An 18,781-nucleotide genomic window follows, 5' to 3' on the forward strand; every position below is an offset into this window, starting at 1 on the left:
ACGCTGAAACCAGAATTGCTTCACAGATAGCGGAATTGTTCACATTACGATATAACTAAAACAATAAGTTATGCCCACTGCGTTAACGAAGAGGTGGAGAATGTTAGATCAAATTTGTCAGCTCGCACGGGATGCGGGTGATGCCATTATGCAGGTGTACGACGGTGCGAAACCGATGGATGTTGTCAGCAAAGCGGACGACTCCCCGGTGACGGCGGCGGATATCGCGGCGCATACGGTGATCCTGAAAGGTTTGCAGACCCTGACTCCGGATATTCCGGTCCTTTCTGAAGAAGCGCCCCAGGGCTGGGACGAACGTCAGCACTGGCAGCGTTACTGGCTGGTGGACCCGCTGGACGGCACGAAAGAGTTCATCAAGCGTAACGGTGAATTTACCGTGAATATCGCCCTGATTGAAAAAGGAAAGGCGGTGCTTGGCGTGGTTTATGCCCCGGTGATGAAGGTGATGTACAGCGCGGCGGAAGGTAAAGCCTGGAAGGAAGAGTGCGGCGTGCGTAAGCAGATCCAGGTGCGAGATGCCCGTCCTCCGCTGGTGGTGATCAGCCGCTCGCACAGCGACAGCGAGCTGGAGGAGTACCTGCAACAGCTGGGGGAACACCAGACGACGTCGATCGGCTCGTCGCTGAAGTTCTGTCTGGTGGCGGAAGGGCAGGCGCAGTTGTACCCCCGTTTCGGGCCGACGAACGTCTGGGATACGGCGGCAGGGCATGCGGTGGCTGCGGCCGCAGGCGCGCATGTGCATGACTGGCAGGGTAAGCCACTGGACTACACCCCGCGCGAGTCGTTCCTCAACCCTGGCTTCAGGGTGTCACTTTACTGAGCTAGTAGCTTATGCAGCAGGGCTACTACCTGCTGCACCTCATCCTGCGTCAGCGCGCCGTCTTTAACCCACTGTACGCGACCGTTTTTGTCCAGCACAACAATCGCTGAACTCTCTTCTTCCAGCTGCCACGCCTTACGCGTCACGCCGTTGCTGTCGACAATAAACTGCGACCAGGGATAGAGCTTCTTATTGCTCTCAAGGCTTGAGCGCACAAACATCCCGGAGCCGGGAATCGCGTCGTCGGTATTCACGATGGTGGTGGTCTGGTAGCGATCGTGCGGGAGTTTTGCGGCCTTGATCGCTTCCACGAGGGTGGCGTTTTTCTCTTTAGCGGATGTACGTCCGGCAATATGCTGTACAACTCTCACTTTGCCCGCAAGCTGCGCGCTATTCCAGGCTTTATAGCTAAACTTATCACTGTCGAGAATCAATTCTCCCCGGTCAGCAATGCCGACCGGCGGGACACGTTGTCCTTTTTCAATGTTGTGTGCGGAAGCCATCAGCGGCAGCAACAGGCAAGCTGCTGCCAGGAGGTTACGTAGGGTCATGGTGTTTCCTTATTGTGAGCAGGTGATCCGACCACTTGGTCATGCGCTTTTAATCATAAGTGCGATCAATGGGCTTTTCCCGCAATCCCGATGCCAGTTTGCGGGCGAACGCACATATCCACGCAAAAACGACGGCATATACTGCTCTGTATCACGCTTTGCAAAGATTATTCTGAATAATTGTAATCAAACGGTAAATAAACTTATGCACACTGGGTAAGTACGAGGTTCTGGTCTATAGTCATTGGGCATCAAAATTTGCGCTCAGGACAGTCGGGCCGATTGTGGCACCGCAAGGGCGTATGATTCGCAGGAGATACAAGAATGAAAATTTTCCAACGCTACAACCCGCTTCAGGTGGCGAAGTACGTGAAGATCCTGTTCCGTGGACGGTTGTATATCAAGGATGTTGGCGCTTTTGAGTTCGATAAGGGCAAAATCCTTATCCCGAAAGTGAAGGACAAACAGCACTTGTCTGTGATGTCCGAAGTCAACCGTCAGGTTATGCGTCTGCAAACTGAGATGGCTTAACCAACGTGCTATGCAGTAGTAGTTAAAAAGACGGCTCCCGATGGGAGCCGTTGATGTTTGTGGGACATACAAAGGGTTACGCCGACACCTTATCTTCCGCATCTGGCAGCTTCGGTACCAGCACGGTCGGTTTACTATCAATGCGCGTTACCAGCAGTTGGTCGATGCGGTAGTTATCAATATCCACCACTTCAAACTTGAAGCCAGAGAATTTCACCGAGTCGGTACGTTTCGGGATCTTACGCAGCATAAACATCATAAAGCCGCCGATGGTCTCGTAGTTTCCGGACTGCGGGAACTCGTCGATGTCGAGCACGCGCATGACATCTTCAATCGGCGTACCACCATCGATCAGCCATGAGTTCTCATCACGCTGCACAATTTGCTCTTCCAGCCCCTGGCCGACCAGGTCGCCCATCAGCGTCGTCATGACGTCGTTGAGGGTGATAATGCCCACCACCAGCGCATATTCGTTCATGATCACCGCGAAGTCTTCACCGGCGGTTTTGAAACTTTCCAGCGCTTCGGAGAGCGTCAGGGTGTCCGGCACAATCAGGGTGTTGCGGATCTGCACGCCGCTGTTCAGCGCCAGGCTCTGGTTTGCCAGCACGCGGTTCAGCAGGTCTTTGGAGTCCACATAGCCGATGATATGGTCGATATCTTCGTTACAGACCAGGAACTTGGAGTGCGGATGCTGCGCCACTTTGGTCTTCAGGCTCTGCTCGTCTTCATGCAGATCGAACCAGATGATGTTCTCACGGCCGGTCATGGAGGACGGCACGGTACGGGATTCCAGTTCGAAAACGTTCTCGATCAGCTCGTGCTCCTGCTTGCGCAGCACGCCTGCCAGCGCCCCGGCTTCCACTACCGCATAAATATCGTCGGAGGTGATGTCGTCTTTACGCACCATCGGCAGCTTGAAGATGCGGAAAATGACGTTCGCCAGGCCGTTGAAGAACCACACCAGCGGACGGAAGACATACAGGCAGAAGCGCATCGGGTTGATGATACGCAAAGCCACAGCTTCTGGCGCAATCATACCGATGCGTTTCGGGGTCAGGTCCGCGAATAGAATGAACAAACCGGTGACCAGCGAGAAGGAGAGGATGAAGCTCAACTGCTCGGCCAGCTCTGCGGACATGTACTTTACAAACAGGCTATAAAACGCCGGAGAAAATGCTGCATCGCCCACGATACCGCCAAGAATGGCGACCGCGTTCAGGCCAATCTGCACCACGGTAAAGAACATGCCTGGGTTTTCCTGCATTTTCAGAATGCGTGATGCGTTGATGTTGCCCTCGTCGGCAAGCAGCTTCAGTTTGATTTTACGGGAGGCAGCCAGCGAGATCTCCGATATCGAGAAAAATGCACTGACGGCAATAAGACAAAGTATTACTAAAATACTGTTTAACATAGTTTATCCGGCTTCTCGCCAGATCCTCAGAAGGGGAGTTGATACCATTCGTGTGAAGACACATTGAACTCAGCTCGTAGCGTTGAGCCGATTATTTCAGCGGTAGTATAGCGTAAAGGCGTGTAAATCTGCCAGAGGTCACGTTTTCGGCAAAAAGTGGCCGGATGAAAGGGCAGAGAGTGGTTAAGTAATGAACTGACACTTTTGCTTACAGGCGCGCCACGCGGCTCGCGTGGCGCTGATGTTGTAATCAGTCCTGCTGTGGAGGCAGACAGACGCCGATGCCGCCAATGCCGCAGTAGCCGTACGGATTTTTATGCAGGTACTGCTGGTGGTCGTCTTCGGCATAGTAGAACGGTTTCGCAGTAGCGATTTCCGTCGTGACCTGACGTTTATCACCGGCTGCCTGCATCGCTTCCTGGAAACGCGTCAGGCTGGCGTGGGCCGCAGTCTCCTGCTCAGGGGTGAGCGGATAGATGGCCGAGCGGTATTGGGTGCCGTGATCGTTACCCTGACGCATGCCCTGCGCCGGGTCATGGTTTTCCCAGAACACCTGGAGCAGCTGTTCATAGCTGATGACGCTCGGGTCATACACCACACGCACCGCTTCAGCATGACCGGTCTCACCGGAACAGACTTCGCGGTAGGTTGGGTTAGGCGTATATCCTCCGGTGTAGCCCGCAGCGGTGCTGTACACGCCCGGCTGTTGCCAGAACAGGCGTTCTACGCCCCAGAAGCAGCCCATGGCAAACAGGGCGATCTCCATTCCATCAGGAACGTTTGTCATTGAATGGTTGTTTACGGCGTGTAATGTCGCCACTGGCATAGGGGTGTTGCGTCCCGGTAACGCATCGGCTTGTGATACCAGATGCTTTTTATCAAATAAACTCACGGTGGGGCCTCCGGGGTAGCGTTGTTTCGGTTAAGGTTGTCACGAAGCGTTTAATTGAACACAATAAATGCGATGAATGAGTCTAGATTTAATCATAAGAAATATTTGGGTGTTAGGCCCTTTTTCAACCCGTAATTTGGGTTTTTGGCTTTCAGGCCGTATTTTGCCGCGGAGCGGCACTGCATTTGCTTCCAGGGTGGAAACAGGGATATTCAGGAGAAAACGTGACAAAGATCCGCCAGTTATGTTTAGTCAGTTTAATGCTGACAAGCGGGATTGCCAGCGCGGCGAATGTCCGTTTGCAGGTTGAGGGGTTATCCGGGGCGCTGGAAAAAAACGTGCGTGCGCAGCTTTCCACCATCCAGAGCGATGAAGTCACGCCGGATCGGCGTTTTCGCGCGCGCGTGGATGACGCCATTCGCGAAGGCTTAAATGCGTTGGGGTACTACGAACCCACCATTGATTTCGATTTACGCCCGCCGCCGGCTAAAGGACGTCAGGTATTGATTGCCCGCGTCTCGCCGGGAGAACCCGTCCTGATTGGCGGCACGAACGTGGTGCTGCGCGGCGGTGCACGCACGGATCGTGACTACCTGGATCTGCTCAGCAACCGCCCGAAAGTGGGCACCGTGCTTAATCACGGGGATTACGATCGCTTTAAAAAATCCTTAACCAGCGTTTCGCTGCGCAAAGGCTACTTTGACAGCCAGTTCAACAAAAGCCAGCTGGGCGTTGCGCTTGAACGACGTCAGGCATTCTGGGATATCGATTACGACAGCGGCGAGCGCTATCGGTTTGGCGATGTAACCTTTGAAGGATCGCAAATCCGTGATGAGTATCTGCAAAACCTGGTGCCGTTTAAAAAGGGCGACTACTACCAGTCTAGCGACCTGGGCGAGCTGAACCGTCGTTTATCTGCCACCGGCTGGTTTAACTCCGTGGTGGTGGCACCGCAATTTGATAAATCCCGTAAAACGAAAGTGTTACCGCTGCATGGCGTGGTCTCACCGCGCACCGAGAACACCATTGAGACCGGTGTCGGCTACTCCACGGACGTCGGCCCGCGCGTGAAAGCCTCGTGGAAAAAACCGTGGATGAACTCCTACGGTCACAGCCTGACCACCAGCCTCAGCCTGTCTGCGCCTGAACAGCAGCTGGACTTCAGCTATAAAATGCCGCTGCTGAAAAATCCGCTTGAGCAATACTACCTCGTGCAGGGCGGCTTTAAACGTACCGATTTGAACGATACCGAGCAGGATTCGACGACGCTTGCGGTATCACGCTTCTGGGATCTCTCCAGCGGCTGGCAGCGCGCCATTAACCTGCGCTGGAGCCTTGACCACTTTACTCAGGCAAACGTCACCAACACCACCATGCTGCTTTATCCGGGAGTGATGATCAGCCGTACCCGCTCGCGCGGTGGCCTGATGCCGACCTGGGGCGATTCACAGCGCTACTCCATCGATTATTCCAACTCCGCCTGGGGCTCAGACGTGGATTTCTCCGTCGTGCAGGCGCAAAACGTCTGGATCCGTACCTTCTACGACAAGCACCGCTTTGTGGTTCGCGGCAACCTGGGCTGGATCGAAACCGGTGACTTCGAACGCGTTCCGCCAGATCTGCGTTTCTTCGCCGGGGGCGACCGCAGCATACGCGGCTATAAGTACAAATCGATCTCACCTGAAAACGAGAAAGGCCAATTGACCGGGGCCTCTAAACTGGCGACCGGCTCGCTGGAGTATCAGTACAACGTCAGCGGCAAATGGTGGGGCGCCATGTTTGTCGACAGCGGCGAGGCGGTGAACGACATCCGCCGCAGCGATTTCAAAACCGGCGCGGGTGTGGGTGTGCGCTGGCAGTCACCGGTCGGGCCGATCAAGCTCGATTTCGCCGTTCCGGTGGGCGACAAAGACGAACACGGTTTACAGTTTTACATCGGTCTGGGGCCTGAATTATGAGTTTATGGAAGAAGATAAGCCTCGGGGTGCTGATTTTTATCGTATTACTGCTCGGTACGGTGGCATTTCTGGTGGGTACCACCACGGGCCTGCATCTGCTGTTTAACGCCGCGAACCGCTGGGTGCCAGGGCTGGAAATCGGCCAGGTGACGGGCGGCTGGCGCGATCTGCGCCTGAAGAATATTCGTTATGAACAGCCCGGCGTGGCGGTGAACGCGGGCGAGTTTCATCTGGCGGTCAAGCTCGGCTGCCTGCGGGATAGCCAGCTGTGCGTAAACGATCTGTCGCTAAAAGATGTGAATGTGGCGATAGACTCCAAAAAAATGCCGAAGTCTGAGCCTGTCGAGGAAGAGGACAGCGGCCCGCTGAATCTCTCCACGCCGTACCCGATTGCGCTCTACCGGGTCGCGCTGGATAACGTCAATATCAAAATCGACGACACGACGGTATCCGTGATGGATTTCACCTCCGGTCTGCGCTGGCAGGAGAAAAACCTCACCCTGACCCCAACCTCCCTGCAAGGGCTGCTGATTGCGCTGCCGAAGGTGGCCGACGTGGCGCAGGAAGAGATCGTCGAGCCGAAGATCCAGAACCCGCAGCCGGAAGAAAAACCGCTGGGTGAAACGCTGAAAGATCTCTTCTCGAAACCGGTTCTGCCGGAGATGACCGACGTGCATCTGCCGCTGAACCTCAATATCGAAGAGTTTAAGGGCGAGCAGCTGCGTCTGACCGGCGATACCGATCTGACGGTCTTCAACATGCTGCTTAAAGTCAGCAGTATCGACGGCAACATGAAGCTCGACGCGCTGGATATCGATACCAACCAGGGGTCGGTAAACGCCTCAGGCAATGCGCTGCTGCGCGATAACTGGCCGGTAGATATTACCCTTAACAGCGCCCTGAACATCGATCCGCTGAAAGGCGAGAAGGTGAAGGTGAAAATCGGCGGCGCGCTGCGCGAGAAGCTGGAGTTCGGCGTGAACCTCTCCGGCCCTGTGGATATGGTACTGCGCGGGCAAACCCAGCTGGCAGAGGCCGGTCTACCGCTCAACCTTGAGATTGTCAGCAAGCAGCTTTACTGGCCGTTCACCGGTGAAAAGCAGTTCCAGGCCGACGATCTAAAGCTGAAGCTGAGTGGCAAAATGACCGACTACACGCTGTCGTTCCGTACGGCAGTGAAGGGGCAGGGAGTACCGCCCGCCGATATTACTCTGGATGCGAAGGGTAACGAGTTGCAGGTTAACCTCGACAAGCTGACCGTGGCGGCGCTGGAAGGGAAAACCGAGCTGATCGCGCTGCTCGACTGGCAGCAGGCGATCAGCTGGCGCGGCGAGCTGAAGCTGACCGGGATCAACACCGCTAAAGAAGTCCCGGACTGGCCGTCAAAACTGAATGGTCTGATCAAAACCCGCGGTAGCCTGTACGGCGGCACCTGGCAGATGGACGTGCCGGAACTCAAACTCACCGGTAATGTGAAGCAGAACAAAGTCAACGTAGAGGGCTCGCTTAAGGGCAACAGCTATCTCCAGTGGGTGATCCCGGGCCTGCACGTGGCGCTGGGCCGCAACACGGCAGATATCAAAGGCGAGCTGGGGGTGAAAGATCTCGATCTGGATGCCACCATCGACGCGCCAAATCTCGATAACGCCCTGCCGGGTCTTGGCGGGACGGCGAAGGGGTTAGTGAAGGTTCGCGGTACAGTGGAGGCGCCGCAGCTGCTGGCGGACATCACCGCCAATAACCTGCGCTGGCAGGAACTTTCCATTGCCCGCGTGCGCGTCGAAGGGGACGTGAAATCCACCGATCAGATCGGCGGAAACCTGGACCTGCGCGTGGAGCGTATCTCCCAGCCGGACGTGAACATCAGTCTGGTCACGCTGGCGGCAAAAGGTAACGAAAAGCAGCACGATCTCCAGCTGCGCGTGCAGGGCGAGCCGGTCTCCGGGCAGCTGCACCTGACGGGCAGTTTTGACCGCGAGGCAACGCGCTGGAAGGGAGTGCTGGATAACACCCGCTTCAGCACGCCGGTCGGCCCGCTGGTGCTGTCCCGATCCATCGCGCTGGACTACCGCAATGCGGAGCAAAAGATCAGCATTGGGCCACACTGCTGGACCAACCCGAATGCTGAGCTGTGCGTGCCGCAGACCATTGATGCGGGCGCGGAAGGACGCGCGCAGATCAACCTCAACCGTTTTGACCTGGCGATGCTGAAACCGTTTATGCCGGAAACCACCCAGGCAAGCGGGGTCTTCAGCGGTAAAGCGGACGTCGCGTGGGACACCACCAAAGAGGGACTGCCGCAGGGCAGCGTTACCCTCTCCGGGCGTAACGTGAAGGTGACGCAGGAGGTCAATGACGCGCCGCTGCCGGTGGCGTTCGACACCCTGAATGTGAACGCTGACCTGCGTAACAATCGTGCGGAACTGGGATGGCTTATTCGTCTGACCAACAACGGTCAGCTTGACGGACAGGTGCAAATTACCGATCCGCAAGGGCGGCGCAATCTCGGCGGCAACGTCAATATTCGCAACTTCAACCTGGCGATGGTGAATCCGATTTTCTCGCGGGGAGAAAAGGCGGCGGGGATGCTCAGCGCCAACCTGCGTCTGGCGGGGGATGCGCAAAGCCCGCAGCTATTTGGCCAGATGCGGTTAAACGGCGTGGACATTGACGGTAACTTTATGCCGTTCGATATGCAGCCAAGCCAGCTGACGATGAACTTTAACGGCCAAAGCTCAACCCTCAGTGGCTCAGTGCTGACACAGCAGGGACAAATCAACCTGACTGGTGACGCAGACTGGAGCCAGCTCGACAACTGGCGCGCCCGTATTGCGGCCAAGGGCAGCAGGGTGCGTATCACGGTACCGCCGATGGTGCGCCTGGACGTGTCGCCAGACGTGGTCTTTGAGGCAACGCCGAGTCTCTTCACCCTGGACGGCCGCGTCGACGTGCCCTGGGCGCGCATCGTGGTTCACGAAGTGCCGGAAAGCGCGGTTGGCGTCTCCAGTGATGAAGTTATGCTCAATGAAAATCTGAAACCTGTTGAACAGAAGAGCGCTGGCATACCGATCAATAGTAATCTTATTGTGCACGTGGGGAATAACGTGCGTTTGGACGCGTTTGGGCTGAAGGCGAGACTCACGGGTGACCTGAAGGTGGCGCAGGATCAACAGGGGCTTGGCCTCAATGGACAAATCAATATTCCTGAAGGGCGCTTCCATGCCTACGGTCAGGATTTGATTGTGCGTAAAGGTGAGCTGCTGTTCTCCGGCCCACCGGATCAGCCGGTACTCAATATCGAAGCGATCCGTAACCCGGAAGCCACCGAAGATGATGTGATTGCGGGCGTGCGCGTGACGGGCTCCGCCGATGAACCTAAGGCAGAGATCTTCTCTGACCCGGCCATGTCGCAGCAGGAAGCGCTCTCCTACCTGCTGCGCGGCCAGGGTCTGGATAGCCAACAGGGCGATGGTGCGGCAATGACATCGATGTTAGTCGGTCTGGGGGTTGCACAAAGTGGTCAGGTTGTGGGTAAAATCGGCGAGACGTTTGGCGTAAGCAATCTGGCGCTGGACACTCAGGGCGTGGGTGACTCCTCGCAGGTAGTGGTCAGCGGCTATGTACTGCCGGGTCTACAGGTAAAATATGGCGTGGGGATCTTTGACTCACTGGCTACACTCACGTTACGTTATCGCCTGATGCCTAAGCTATATCTGGAAGCAGTGTCCGGCGTAGACCAGGCACTTGATCTGCTCTATCAGTTTGAGTTTTAGCAATGCGAATATTTGTTTATGGCAGTTTACGAACCAAGCAAGGCAACAGCCACTGGATGACCAACGCCCAGTTGCTGGGAAATTACACAATCGAAAACTACCAGTTGTACAGTCTGGGCCACTATCCAGGCGCGGTTCCGGGGAACGGAACGGTACAGGGTGAGGTTTATCGTATTGATAATGCTACGCTGGCCGAACTTGATGCCTTGCGCACCAGGGGCGGTGAATACGCTCGCCAGTTGATCCAGACGCCTTACGGCAGTGCATGGATGTATGTGTACCAACGTTCGGTCAACGGGTTAACGCTGATTGAAAGCGGTAACTGGTTAGACAGAGACCAGTTCTGAAAAACGACAGCGCCACCGTAAGGTGGCGTTATCGTTTTGCGCCTCTTGCTGATTGTAGGCCCGTGCAAGCGTAGCGCCGCCGGGCGCATCGAAAGGCACAAAAAAGCCCCGACGCGCGGGGCTTAGTATCAGCAGTAAGAATTACTTCTTAGCAGCACGCTCGAAAGAGGCGATGATTTCTGCTTTCGCCGCTTCTGCGTTATCCCAGCCTTCAACTTTAACCCATTTGCCTTTTTCGAGATCTTTGTAGTGCTCGAAGAAGTGGGCGATCTGCGCTTTCAGCAGCTCTGGCAGGTCGTTCACATCTTTAATGTGATCGTACTCTTTGCTCAGCTTGGTGTGCGGTACGGCAACCAGTTTCGCATCTTCACCCGCTTCGTCAGTCATTTTCAGCACGCCAACAGGACGGCAGCGAATGACGGAGCCTGGCTGCAATGGGTATGGCGTTGGGACCAGTACGTCAACCGGATCACCGTCCAGAGACAGAGTGTGGTTGATGTAGCCGTAGTTGCACGGATAGAACATGGCGGTAGACATGAAACGGTCAACGAACAGCGCACCGGTGTCTTTGTCGATTTCGTATTTGATTGGATCTGCGTTGGCCGGGATTTCGATCACAACGTAGATGTCTTCTGGCAGTTCTTTACCCGCAGGGACGTTGAGTAAGCTCATGTCGGTGTCCTTTAAAATGGATGGTAAACAAGTGGCAGGTATTATAGCCAACTGGCGCTGAAAGTCTTCGCCTGTTTTCGTCTTATCTCCCTCGCGCTTTCACTTTTCAGACCGTTTCCATGACAGGATAATCCATAAACTCAGCCGCATTTTAAATGTAGAAATGAAAGCGATTACAAACTTGTGATTAACGTTTTATTCACTTTTCTGAAGTGTGATGTAACGCAATCCGTAACATATTCCATTGGCTATAGTTCATCCGCAGAACATCTTTTAACCAACAATAACCTACCCTACGAGGACGTTCATATGTGGAAGCGCTTACTTCTTGTTACAGCAGTTTCGGCAGCCATGTCGTCTATGGCGATGGCCGCACCGTTAACCGTTGGATTTTCGCAGGTCGGATCTGAATCCGGCTGGCGCGCCGCTGAAACGAACGTGGCGAAAAGTGAGGCCGAAAAGCGCGGTATTACCCTAAAAATCGCCGATGGTCAGCAAAAGCAAGAGAATCAGATTAAAGCGGTGCGCTCTTTTATCGCTCAGGGCGTTGATGCCATCTTTATCGCCCCGGTTGTTGCCACGGGCTGGGAGCCGGTGCTGAAGGAAGCTAAAGAGGCTGAAATTCCTGTGTTCTTGCTCGACCGTTCCATCGACGTTAAAGACAAATCTCTCTATATGACCACCGTCACCGCCGATAACGTGCTGGAAGGCAAACTGATTGGTGACTGGCTGGTGAAGCAGGTGGATGGCAAGCCGTGTAACGTGGTTGAGTTGCAGGGCACCGTCGGGGCGAGCGTGGCTATCGACCGTAAGAAAGGTTTCGCGGAGGCCATCGGCAAAGCACCAAACATCAAGATCATCCGTTCTCAGTCCGGCGACTTCACCCGCAGCAAGGGTAAAGAGGTCATGGAAAGCTTCATCAAGGCAGAAAATAACGGCAAAAATATCTGCATGGTTTACGCCCACAACGACGACATGGTGATCGGCGCCATCCAGGCCATCAAAGAAGCGGGCCTGAAGCCGGGCAAAGATATTCTCACCGGCTCGATCGACGGCGTACCGGACATCTACAAAGCGATGATTGACGGCGAAGCGAACGCCAGCGTGGAGCTGACGCCGAACATGGCGGGCCCGGCATTCGATGCGCTGGAGAAATTCAAGAAAGACGGCACCCAGCCTGAGAAGTTGACCATCACCAAATCCACGCTCTACCTGCCGGACACGGCGAAAGAAGAGTTAGAGAAGAAGAAAAATATGGGCTACTAAGCTCAGCCCCCCTCACCCTAGCCCTCTCCCCGGAGGGGAGAGGGAAAAGGGCAGTTTGGGCAGAAAATTAAAGACTGGCACGAATAGTCCCCTCTCCCCTCCGGGGAGAGGGTCAGGGTGAGGGGAAACCATGACCACAGAACAACACCAGGAAATCCTCCGCACAGAGGGCCTGAGTAAATTTTTCCCTGGCGTTAAGGCGCTGGATAACGTTGATTTCAGCCTGCGGCGTGGGGAGATCATGGCGTTGCTCGGCGAAAACGGGGCGGGGAAGTCGACGCTGATTAAAACCCTGACCGGGGTCTATCACGCCGATCGCGGCGCTATCTGGCTGGAAGGTAATGCTATTTCGCCCAAAAATACCGCGCATGCGCAGCAACTGGGGATCGGCACGGTCTACCAGGAAGTGAACCTGCTGCCAAACATGTCGGTAGCGGATAACCTGTTTATTGGCCGCGAGCCCAGACGTTTTGGCCTGCTGCGCCGTAAAGAGATGGAAGCGCGCGCCGCGAGGCTGATGGAATCGTATGGCTTCTCTCTCGACGTGCGCGAACCGCTGAACCGTTTTTCCGTGGCGATGCAGCAGATCGTGGCGATCTGTCGCGCTATCGATCTCTCGGCGAAAGTGCTGATCCTCGATGAACCCACCGCCAGCCTCGATACCCAGGAAGTGGAGATGCTTTTTACCCTGATGCGTCAGCTGCGCGATCAGGGTGTGAGCCTGATCTTTGTTACGCACTTCCTCGATCAGGTTTACGAGGTGAGCGACCGTATTACGGTGCTGCGCAACGGCGGCTTTGTCGGCTGCCGGGAAACCCGCGAGCTGCCGCAGATTGAGCTGGTCAAAATGATGCTGGGCCGCGAGCTGGAGACCAACGCACTCCAGCGTGCGGGCCGCACGCTGCTGAGCGAAAAACCGATCGCCGCGTTTCACGATTACGGCAAAAAAGGGACCATCGCGCCGTTTAACCTCGAGGTACGCCCCGGTGAAATTGTGGGTCTGGCGGGGCTGTTAGGCTCCGGGCGCACCGAAACCGCCGAAGTGATCTTCGGGATCAAACCTGCCGACAGCGGAACGGCGCTGATCAAAGGCAAACCGCAAACGCTACGTTCACCGCATCAGGCGTCGTGCCTCGGCGTGGGCTTCTGCCCGGAGGACAGAAAAACGGACGGGATTATTGCCGCCGCCTCGGTGCGGGAAAACATCATTCTGGCGCTACAGGCCCAGCGCGGCTGGCTGCGTCCGATCCCTAAGCGCGAGCAGAACGCGATTGCCGAGCGCTTCATCCGCCAGCTCGGTATCCGTACCCCGAGCGCGGAACAGCCCATCGAGTTCCTTTCGGGCGGTAATCAGCAGAAGGTGTTGCTCTCGCGCTGGCTGCTGACCAAACCGCAGTTCCTGATCCTCGACGAGCCCACGCGCGGTATCGACGTGGGCGCGCATGCCGAAATCATCCGGCTTATCGAAACGCTGTGCGCCGACGGTCTGGCGCTGCTGGTGATCTCGTCTGAGCTGGAGGAGCTGGTTGGCTATGCCGATCGCGTCATCATCATGCGCGATCGCAGGCAGGTGGCAGAGATCCCGCTGGATAAACTGTCGGTTCCGGCGATCATGAATGCCATCGCGGCGTAAGGAGTCATATGTGATGTCCCGTTCTCTTTCGCAAACTGGCGAAGCGAAGCGCCGCTTCAGCTGGCCGACCGGCACGCCGCAAATCGTGGCGCTGCTGCTGGTGCTGCTGGTGGATAGCCTGGTAGCTCCGCATTTCTTCCAGATCGTCGTGCAGGATGGCCGCCTGTTTGGTAGCCCGATCGACATCTTAAACCGTGCCGCGCCCGTGGCGCTGCTGGCGATTGGCATGACGCTGGTCATTGCCACCGGCGGGATCGACCTCTCCGTCGGTGCGGTAATGGCGATTGCAGGCGCCACCGCCGCCTCGATGACCGTTGCCGGGCACAGCCTGCCGGTGGTTCTGCTGGCCGCGCTGGGCTCCGGTGTATTAGCCGGGCTGTGGAACGGCATTCTGGTCGCGGTGCTCAAGATCCAGCCGTTTGTCGCGACGTTGATTTTGATGGTGGCCGGGCGCGGTGTGGCGCAGCTTATCACCTCCGGTCAAATCGTCACCTTTACCTCCCCGAATCTTGCGTGGATCGGCAGCGGTAATTTTCTGTTCTTCCCGACCCCGGTGATCGTCGCGCTGGTGACGCTGGTGGTGTTCTGGCTTTTCACCCGCAAAACGGCGCTCGGGATGTTCATCGAAGCGGTGGGGATTAACATTCGGGCCGCGAAAAACGCCGGGGTAAATACACGGCTGATGGTGATGCTGACCTATGTGCTGAGCGGCGTCTGTGCTGCGATTGCCGGGGTGATTGTGGCGGCCGACATTCGCGGGGCGGATGCCAACAACGCCGGACTCTGGCTGGAGCTTGATGCGATCCTCGCGGTGGTTATCGGCGGTGGGTCGCTGATGGGCGGACGTTTTAATCTGCTGCTCTCGGTGGTGGGGGCGTTAATTATTCAGGGTATGAATACCGGTATTTTGCTCTCCGGGTTCCAGCCGGAGCTTAATCAGGTCGTCAAAGCGGTCGTGGTGCTTATCGTACTTATCGTGCAGTCGCCGCGCTTTATCACTCTCATTAAGGGGTTCCGCGGTCATGATAAAACGTAATTTGCCGTTAATGATCACGCTGGGCGTGTTCGTGCTGGGATACCTTTACTGCCTGACCCAGTTCCCGGGCTTCGCCTCCACGCGGGTGATTTGCAACATCCTGACCGACAACGCCTTTTTAGGCATTATCGCCGTTGGCATGACGTTTGTGATCCTCTCCGGCGGGATCGATCTCTCCGTTGGGTCGGTGATCGCCTTTACCGGCGTTTTCCTTGCCAAGGCGATTGGCTTTTGGGGCATTTCGCCGTTGCTGGCGTTCCCGCTGGTGCTGATTATGGGCTGTGCGTTCGGCGCCTTTATGGGGCTTTTGATCGACGCGCTGAAAATCCCGGCGTTTATCATCACCCTCGCCGGGATGTTCTTCCTGCGCGGCGTGAGCTATCTGGTGTCGGAGGAGTCAATTCCGATTAACCATCCGATCTACGACACGCTCTCCAGCCTGGCGTGGAAAATTCCCGGCGGAGGGCGCCTGAGCGCAATGGGGCTGCTGATGCTGGGCGTGGTGGTGATCGGGATCTTCCTCGCTCACCGTACCCGGTTTGGTAACCAGGTTTATGCCATTGGCGGCAGCGCCACGTCCGCGAACCTGATGGGGATTTCCACGCGCAGCACCACCATCCGCATCTATATGCTTTCGACCGGCCTTGCCACGCTCGCGGGGATTGTGTTTTCGGTATACACCCAGGCAGGCTATGCCCTGGCGGGGGTGGGCGTTGAGCTTGACGCCATTGCCTCGGTGGTGATTGGCGGTACGCTGCTCAGCGGCGGGGTAGGGACGGTGCTCGGTACGCTGTTTGGCGTGGCGATCCAGGGGCTGATTCAGACCTATATCAACTTCGACGGCACGCTCAGCTCCTGGTGGACCAAAATCGCCATCGGTATTCTGCTGTTTCTTTTTATCGCGCTCCAGCGCGGCCTGACGGTGCTGTGGGAGAACCGCCAGAGCTCGCCTGTTACCCGTGTGAATACATCTTTAACAGGGCGATAACATGCTGAAATTGCTTAAACTCTAAACATTTTCCGGTAGCGGTCGATACTCTTTTTTTATGCCCAGAAATATCTCGCTACCGGAAATAACATCATGCTTAAAACGCTATCGATTCGTACCGGCTTGCTCTCTTTACTGGCCGTTATGACCCTTCTGCTGCTGATTGTCAGCGGCATTGGCATTTATGCCCTTACGCAAAGTTCCGCTTCTCTCCAGCGCATCAATCATCTTCAGGGTGAACAGATGGTGCAGCTGAATGCCGGCTATACGCTGATCCTGCGCGCGCGTAACGAAGCGGGACAGGCCGTCCGCATGATGGAGGTCGGCCTGCTGGACGATGCGGCCAGGGCGGTCAAAACCATTAACCAGGAAGTGGCGCTGGCACAGAAAACGCTGAAGGGCGTGATCGGCGGCGGCGTGGCGGATGAGCAGGGGCAAAAGCTGCTGGATAACGTCGCCTCGAGCCTGGCGGTGTACAACCAGCAGGGTATCAGCCCGATGCTGAAAGCCCTGAACGAGCAAAGCGCGGACGGCTATTACGATCTGCTGGAAAGCAAGCTGGTCCCGGTGGCGAAGCAGTTTGATAACGATATGCAGGCGTTCCAGACGTGGAGCGAGGCGCGCGGCAAAGCGGAGGTGAGCGCCGTGCAGGCGAGTAAAACCCGTGTGCTGATCCTGATTATCGTCGCGGCGCTGCTGACGGCAGGCATTATCGTGCTGGCCTGGCTGGTGCTGCGCCATATGCTGCTCAAGCCGCTTTCAGCCTCAATTGCCCAGCTGGAGCACGTAGCGGCCGGGGATTTAACCCACACCCTGAACGCGCCGGCGAGCCAGGAATTTAATCGCCTCAACGCGGTCATCGAAGAGATGCGCCAGTCGCTGATGAACTCCGTTCTGCGGGTGCGTGACGCCAGCTCGCAGATTGATACCGGCAGCCGCGAGCTGACGGCAGGGAACCTGAACCTGGCCCAGCGCACGGAATCCACCGCCACCTCGCTGGAGCAGACGGCCGCCAGCATGGAAGAGATCACCGCCACGGTGAAACTTAACGCCGATAACGCCGGGCAGGCGCACCAGCTGGCGCAGTCGGTCTCCGATACCGCCGATCATGGCAGCGAAATGGTCTGCTACGTCATTGAGAAGATGCGCGACATCGCCGGCAGCTCGGCGCGCATCGCCGATATCCTGAGCGTCATCGACGGCATTGCCTTCCAGACCAATATTCTGGCGCTGAACGCCTCCGTGGAAGCGGCGCGCGCGGGCGAGCAGGGACGGGGTTTTGCGGTCGTGGCGGGTGAGGTGCGTAATCTCGCCAGCCGCAGTGCTGATGCGGCGAAAGAGATCCGCTCGCTGATCAGCGATTCGCAAACCCACGTGAACGAGGGCAGCGAGCTGGCGCAACAGGCCGGTGAGACGATGGACGAGATCGCTACCGAAGTGCTGCGTATGACCAAACTGATGCGAGAAATTGCGACGGCGTCTCAGGAGCAGAGCCGCGGTATTGAGCAGGTTAACATTGCCGTCAATCAGATGGATGAAACGGCGCAACAAAACGCGGCGCTGGTTCAGCAATCCTCTGCGGCAACGCGTTCCCTGGAGGAACAATCGCGCGAGCTGATGGAGGCGATGGCATCCTTCAAACTGACGGCGCAAACGGCATGATAAAAATAGGGGAGCCTGTCGGGCTCCCCTTTTAACGCGTTACGCGTCCGGGAATTCGCGGATCATGCGTTCAACGTCTTCCACCATGTGGTCGTTGCCGACAAAGAACGAACGGCGCTGGTGCAGGCTTTCCGGCACGATATCCAGAATACGCTCTTTACCGTCACTCGCTTTGCCGCCTGCCTGTTCGGCCAGGAATGCCATCGGATTGCACTCGTACAGCAGACGCAGTTTTCCGTCCGGGTGGCTGGCGGTGCTTGGGTAGAGGTAAATACCACCCTTCAGCAGGTTACGGTGGAAATCCGCCACCAGCGAGCCGATATAGCGCGAGGTGTACGGGCGCTGGGTGGCTTTATCCTCTTCCTGGCAGAATTTGATGTACTTCTTCACGCCATTCGGGAATCGGATGTAGTTGCCTTCGTTGATGGAGTAGGTATTGCCCTTCTCCGGGAAGCGCATGCGCTCCTGGCTCAGACAGAAAACGCCCAGCGACGGATCGTAGGTAAAGGCGTGCACGCCGCAGCCGGTGGTGTACACCAGCATGGTGGATGAGCCATACACCACGTAACCGGCAGCAACCTGCTTGCTGCCCGGCTGCAGGAAGTCTTCTTCCGTCACCGGTGTGCCAACCGGGGTGACGCGACGGTAGATGGAGAAAATGGTACCGACAGAAACGTTAACGTCGATGTTGGAGGAGCCGTCCAGCGGATCCATCAGAACAACGTATTTTGCGTGTTCACACCCTTCGAATACGACGATCTCATCTTCTTCTTCAGAGGCGATACCCGCAACGATGTCGCGCGCGCGCAGTGCTGCTTTCAGTTTTTCATTGGCGAACAGGTCGAGTTTCTGCTGAACCTCACCCTGAACGTTCTCGGCACCGCTGGCACCCAAGATATCGACCAGACCGGCCTTGTTGATATCGCGGTGGATGATCTTAGCGCCCAGCTTTATTGCCGACAGCAAAGCAGTGAGCTCACCCGTAGCATGAGAGAACTCGTGCTGCTTTTCGACAATAAATTCACCTAACGTTTTCATAACACTTTCCCTGCATCTTATGTTGAGTAAAGCGGTTGATGTCCAACAATCTTAACAAACATTCAAATATTAGCGCAGAGGTGAATCGCGCCAGCAAAATACGGATTTACCTGAAATGCGTTTCACAGCCGCTGACATGTGAGTAAAATGTGCGCCACATTGAAGAAGGATAGTGACGT

15 protein-coding genes are annotated in these 18,781 nt (G+C 56.3%); 10 read left to right on the forward strand and 5 right to left on the reverse strand.

What is annotated here, in order from left to right; translation table 11 throughout:
• Positions 1-100: 100 nt before the first annotated feature.
• Positions 101-841 carry a 3'(2'),5'-bisphosphate nucleotidase CysQ gene (gene cysQ, locus ACOTX2_RS16605; RefSeq protein ID WP_022646848.1) on the forward strand — a complete coding sequence of 247 codons (741 nt, stop codon included), beginning with the start codon at positions 101-103 and terminating at the stop codon, positions 839-841.
• Here the strand turns inward: cysQ and ACOTX2_RS16610 are convergent.
• On the reverse strand, positions 835-1,392 hold the full coding sequence (locus ACOTX2_RS16610) for a YtfJ family protein (protein ID WP_063148062.1): 558 nt from the start codon (positions 1,390-1,392) through the stop codon (positions 835-837). The genes cysQ and ACOTX2_RS16610 overlap by 7 nt on opposite strands.
• 324 nt (positions 1,393-1,716) lie before the next feature.
• Here ACOTX2_RS16610 and ACOTX2_RS16615 point away from each other — a divergent pair, with 324 nt between their 5' ends.
• On the forward strand, positions 1,717-1,923 hold the full coding sequence (locus tag ACOTX2_RS16615) for a DUF1107 domain-containing protein (RefSeq protein ID WP_003856054.1): 207 nt from the start codon (positions 1,717-1,719) through the stop codon (positions 1,921-1,923).
• A 76-nt stretch (positions 1,924-1,999) separates the two neighbouring features.
• Here ACOTX2_RS16615 and ACOTX2_RS16620 read toward each other — a convergent pair whose 3' ends face one another.
• Positions 2,000-3,337 (reverse strand): hemolysin family protein, encoded by a 1,338-nt coding sequence (locus ACOTX2_RS16620; RefSeq protein WP_022646849.1) that lies wholly within the window; start codon positions 3,335-3,337, stop codon positions 2,000-2,002.
• Positions 3,338-3,587: 250 nt separating this feature from the next.
• Positions 3,588-4,229: a peptide-methionine (S)-S-oxide reductase MsrA gene (gene msrA, locus ACOTX2_RS16625; protein WP_063148063.1), complete on the reverse strand. Its 642-nt coding sequence runs from the start codon at positions 4,227-4,229 to the stop codon at positions 3,588-3,590.
• A 224-nt stretch (positions 4,230-4,453) separates the two neighbouring features.
• Here msrA and tamA point away from each other — a divergent pair, with 224 nt between their 5' ends.
• Genes tamA through ACOTX2_RS16640 form a run of 3 tightly spaced genes read left to right on the forward strand, consistent with a single transcriptional unit; the run spans position 4,454 to position 10,307 of the window.
• Positions 4,454-6,187 carry an autotransporter assembly complex protein TamA gene (gene tamA, locus ACOTX2_RS16630; RefSeq protein WP_421625946.1) on the forward strand — a complete coding sequence of 578 codons (1,734 nt, stop codon included), beginning with the start codon at positions 4,454-4,456 and terminating at the stop codon, positions 6,185-6,187.
• Entirely contained in the window at positions 6,184-9,960 is a 3,777-nt protein-coding gene (gene tamB, locus ACOTX2_RS16635) for an autotransporter assembly complex protein TamB (protein ID WP_100148643.1), read from the forward strand. Before tamA ends, tamB begins: the two co-directional genes overlap by 4 nt.
• A gap of 2 nt (positions 9,961-9,962) precedes the next feature.
• Positions 9,963-10,307, forward strand: coding sequence for a gamma-glutamylcyclotransferase family protein (locus ACOTX2_RS16640; RefSeq protein ID WP_022646852.1), 345 nt, complete (start codon positions 9,963-9,965; stop codon positions 10,305-10,307).
• A gap of 141 nt (positions 10,308-10,448) precedes the next feature.
• On the opposite strand, the gene ppa is transcribed toward ACOTX2_RS16640, so the two are convergent.
• A complete protein-coding gene (ppa, locus tag ACOTX2_RS16645; RefSeq protein ID WP_006810347.1) occupies positions 10,449-10,979 on the reverse strand; it encodes an inorganic diphosphatase in 531 nt (176 codons plus the stop codon).
• Between the two features lie 309 nt (positions 10,980-11,288).
• Between ppa and ytfQ the strand changes: the two genes are divergently transcribed.
• From ytfQ to ACOTX2_RS16670, 5 genes are all read left to right on the forward strand, one after another.
• A complete protein-coding gene (gene ytfQ, locus ACOTX2_RS16650) occupies positions 11,289-12,245 on the forward strand; it encodes a galactofuranose ABC transporter substrate-binding protein YtfQ (RefSeq protein ID WP_046621030.1) in 957 nt (318 codons plus the stop codon).
• Between the two features lie 130 nt (positions 12,246-12,375).
• A complete protein-coding gene (gene ytfR / locus ACOTX2_RS16655) occupies positions 12,376-13,878 on the forward strand; it encodes a galactofuranose ABC transporter, ATP-binding protein YtfR (protein WP_063148066.1) in 1,503 nt (500 codons plus the stop codon).
• Positions 13,879-13,888: 10 nt separating this feature from the next.
• Positions 13,889-14,914: a galactofuranose ABC transporter, ATP-binding protein YtfT gene (ytfT, locus tag ACOTX2_RS16660; protein ID WP_161496795.1), complete on the forward strand. Its 1,026-nt coding sequence runs from the start codon at positions 13,889-13,891 to the stop codon at positions 14,912-14,914.
• Entirely contained in the window at positions 14,901-15,902 is a 1,002-nt protein-coding gene (yjfF, locus tag ACOTX2_RS16665) for a galactofuranose ABC transporter, permease protein YjfF (protein ID WP_063148067.1), read from the forward strand. The genes ytfT and yjfF overlap by 14 nt, the downstream gene beginning before the upstream one ends.
• Positions 15,903-15,995: 93 nt before the next feature.
• Positions 15,996-17,564, forward strand: coding sequence for a methyl-accepting chemotaxis protein (locus ACOTX2_RS16670; protein WP_045307825.1), 1,569 nt, complete (start codon positions 15,996-15,998; stop codon positions 17,562-17,564).
• Positions 17,565-17,603: 39 nt separating this feature from the next.
• Here ACOTX2_RS16670 and fbp read toward each other — a convergent pair whose 3' ends face one another.
• Positions 17,604-18,602: a class 1 fructose-bisphosphatase gene (fbp, locus tag ACOTX2_RS16675; RefSeq protein WP_022646858.1), complete on the reverse strand. Its 999-nt coding sequence runs from the start codon at positions 18,600-18,602 to the stop codon at positions 17,604-17,606.
• Between the last annotated feature and the right edge of the window lie 179 nt (positions 18,603-18,781).

It is taken from the genome of Enterobacter cloacae complex sp. IR5412 (assembly GCF_049237385.1).
GTDB classification, from domain to species: Bacteria; Pseudomonadota; Gammaproteobacteria; order Enterobacterales; family Enterobacteriaceae; genus Enterobacter; species Enterobacter intestinihominis.

Excerpts from the sequence above, each read along its gene's own strand:
- cysQ (WP_022646848.1), top strand. The coding sequence starts at position 101 with ATGTTAGATCAAATTTGTCAGCTCGCACGGGATGCGGGTGATGCCATT.
- ACOTX2_RS16610 (WP_063148062.1), bottom strand. The coding sequence starts at position 1,392 with ATGACCCTACGTAACCTCCTGGCAGCAGCTTGCCTGTTGCTGCCGCTG.
- ACOTX2_RS16615 (WP_003856054.1), top strand. The coding sequence starts at position 1,717 with ATGAAAATTTTCCAACGCTACAACCCGCTTCAGGTGGCGAAGTACGTG.
- ACOTX2_RS16620 (WP_022646849.1), bottom strand. The coding sequence starts at position 3,337 with ATGTTAAACAGTATTTTAGTAATACTTTGTCTTATTGCCGTCAGTGCA.
- tamB (WP_100148643.1), top strand. The coding sequence starts at position 6,184 with ATGAGTTTATGGAAGAAGATAAGCCTCGGGGTGCTGATTTTTATCGTA.
- ACOTX2_RS16640 (WP_022646852.1), top strand. The coding sequence starts at position 9,963 with ATGCGAATATTTGTTTATGGCAGTTTACGAACCAAGCAAGGCAACAGC.
- ppa (WP_006810347.1), bottom strand. The coding sequence starts at position 10,979 with ATGAGCTTACTCAACGTCCCTGCGGGTAAAGAACTGCCAGAAGACATC.
- ytfQ (WP_046621030.1), top strand. The coding sequence starts at position 11,289 with ATGTGGAAGCGCTTACTTCTTGTTACAGCAGTTTCGGCAGCCATGTCG.
- ytfR (WP_063148066.1), top strand. The coding sequence starts at position 12,376 with ATGACCACAGAACAACACCAGGAAATCCTCCGCACAGAGGGCCTGAGT.
- yjfF (WP_063148067.1), top strand. The coding sequence starts at position 14,901 with ATGATAAAACGTAATTTGCCGTTAATGATCACGCTGGGCGTGTTCGTG.
- ACOTX2_RS16670 (WP_045307825.1), top strand. The coding sequence starts at position 15,996 with ATGCTTAAAACGCTATCGATTCGTACCGGCTTGCTCTCTTTACTGGCC.
- fbp (WP_022646858.1), bottom strand. The coding sequence starts at position 18,602 with ATGAAAACGTTAGGTGAATTTATTGTCGAAAAGCAGCACGAGTTCTCT.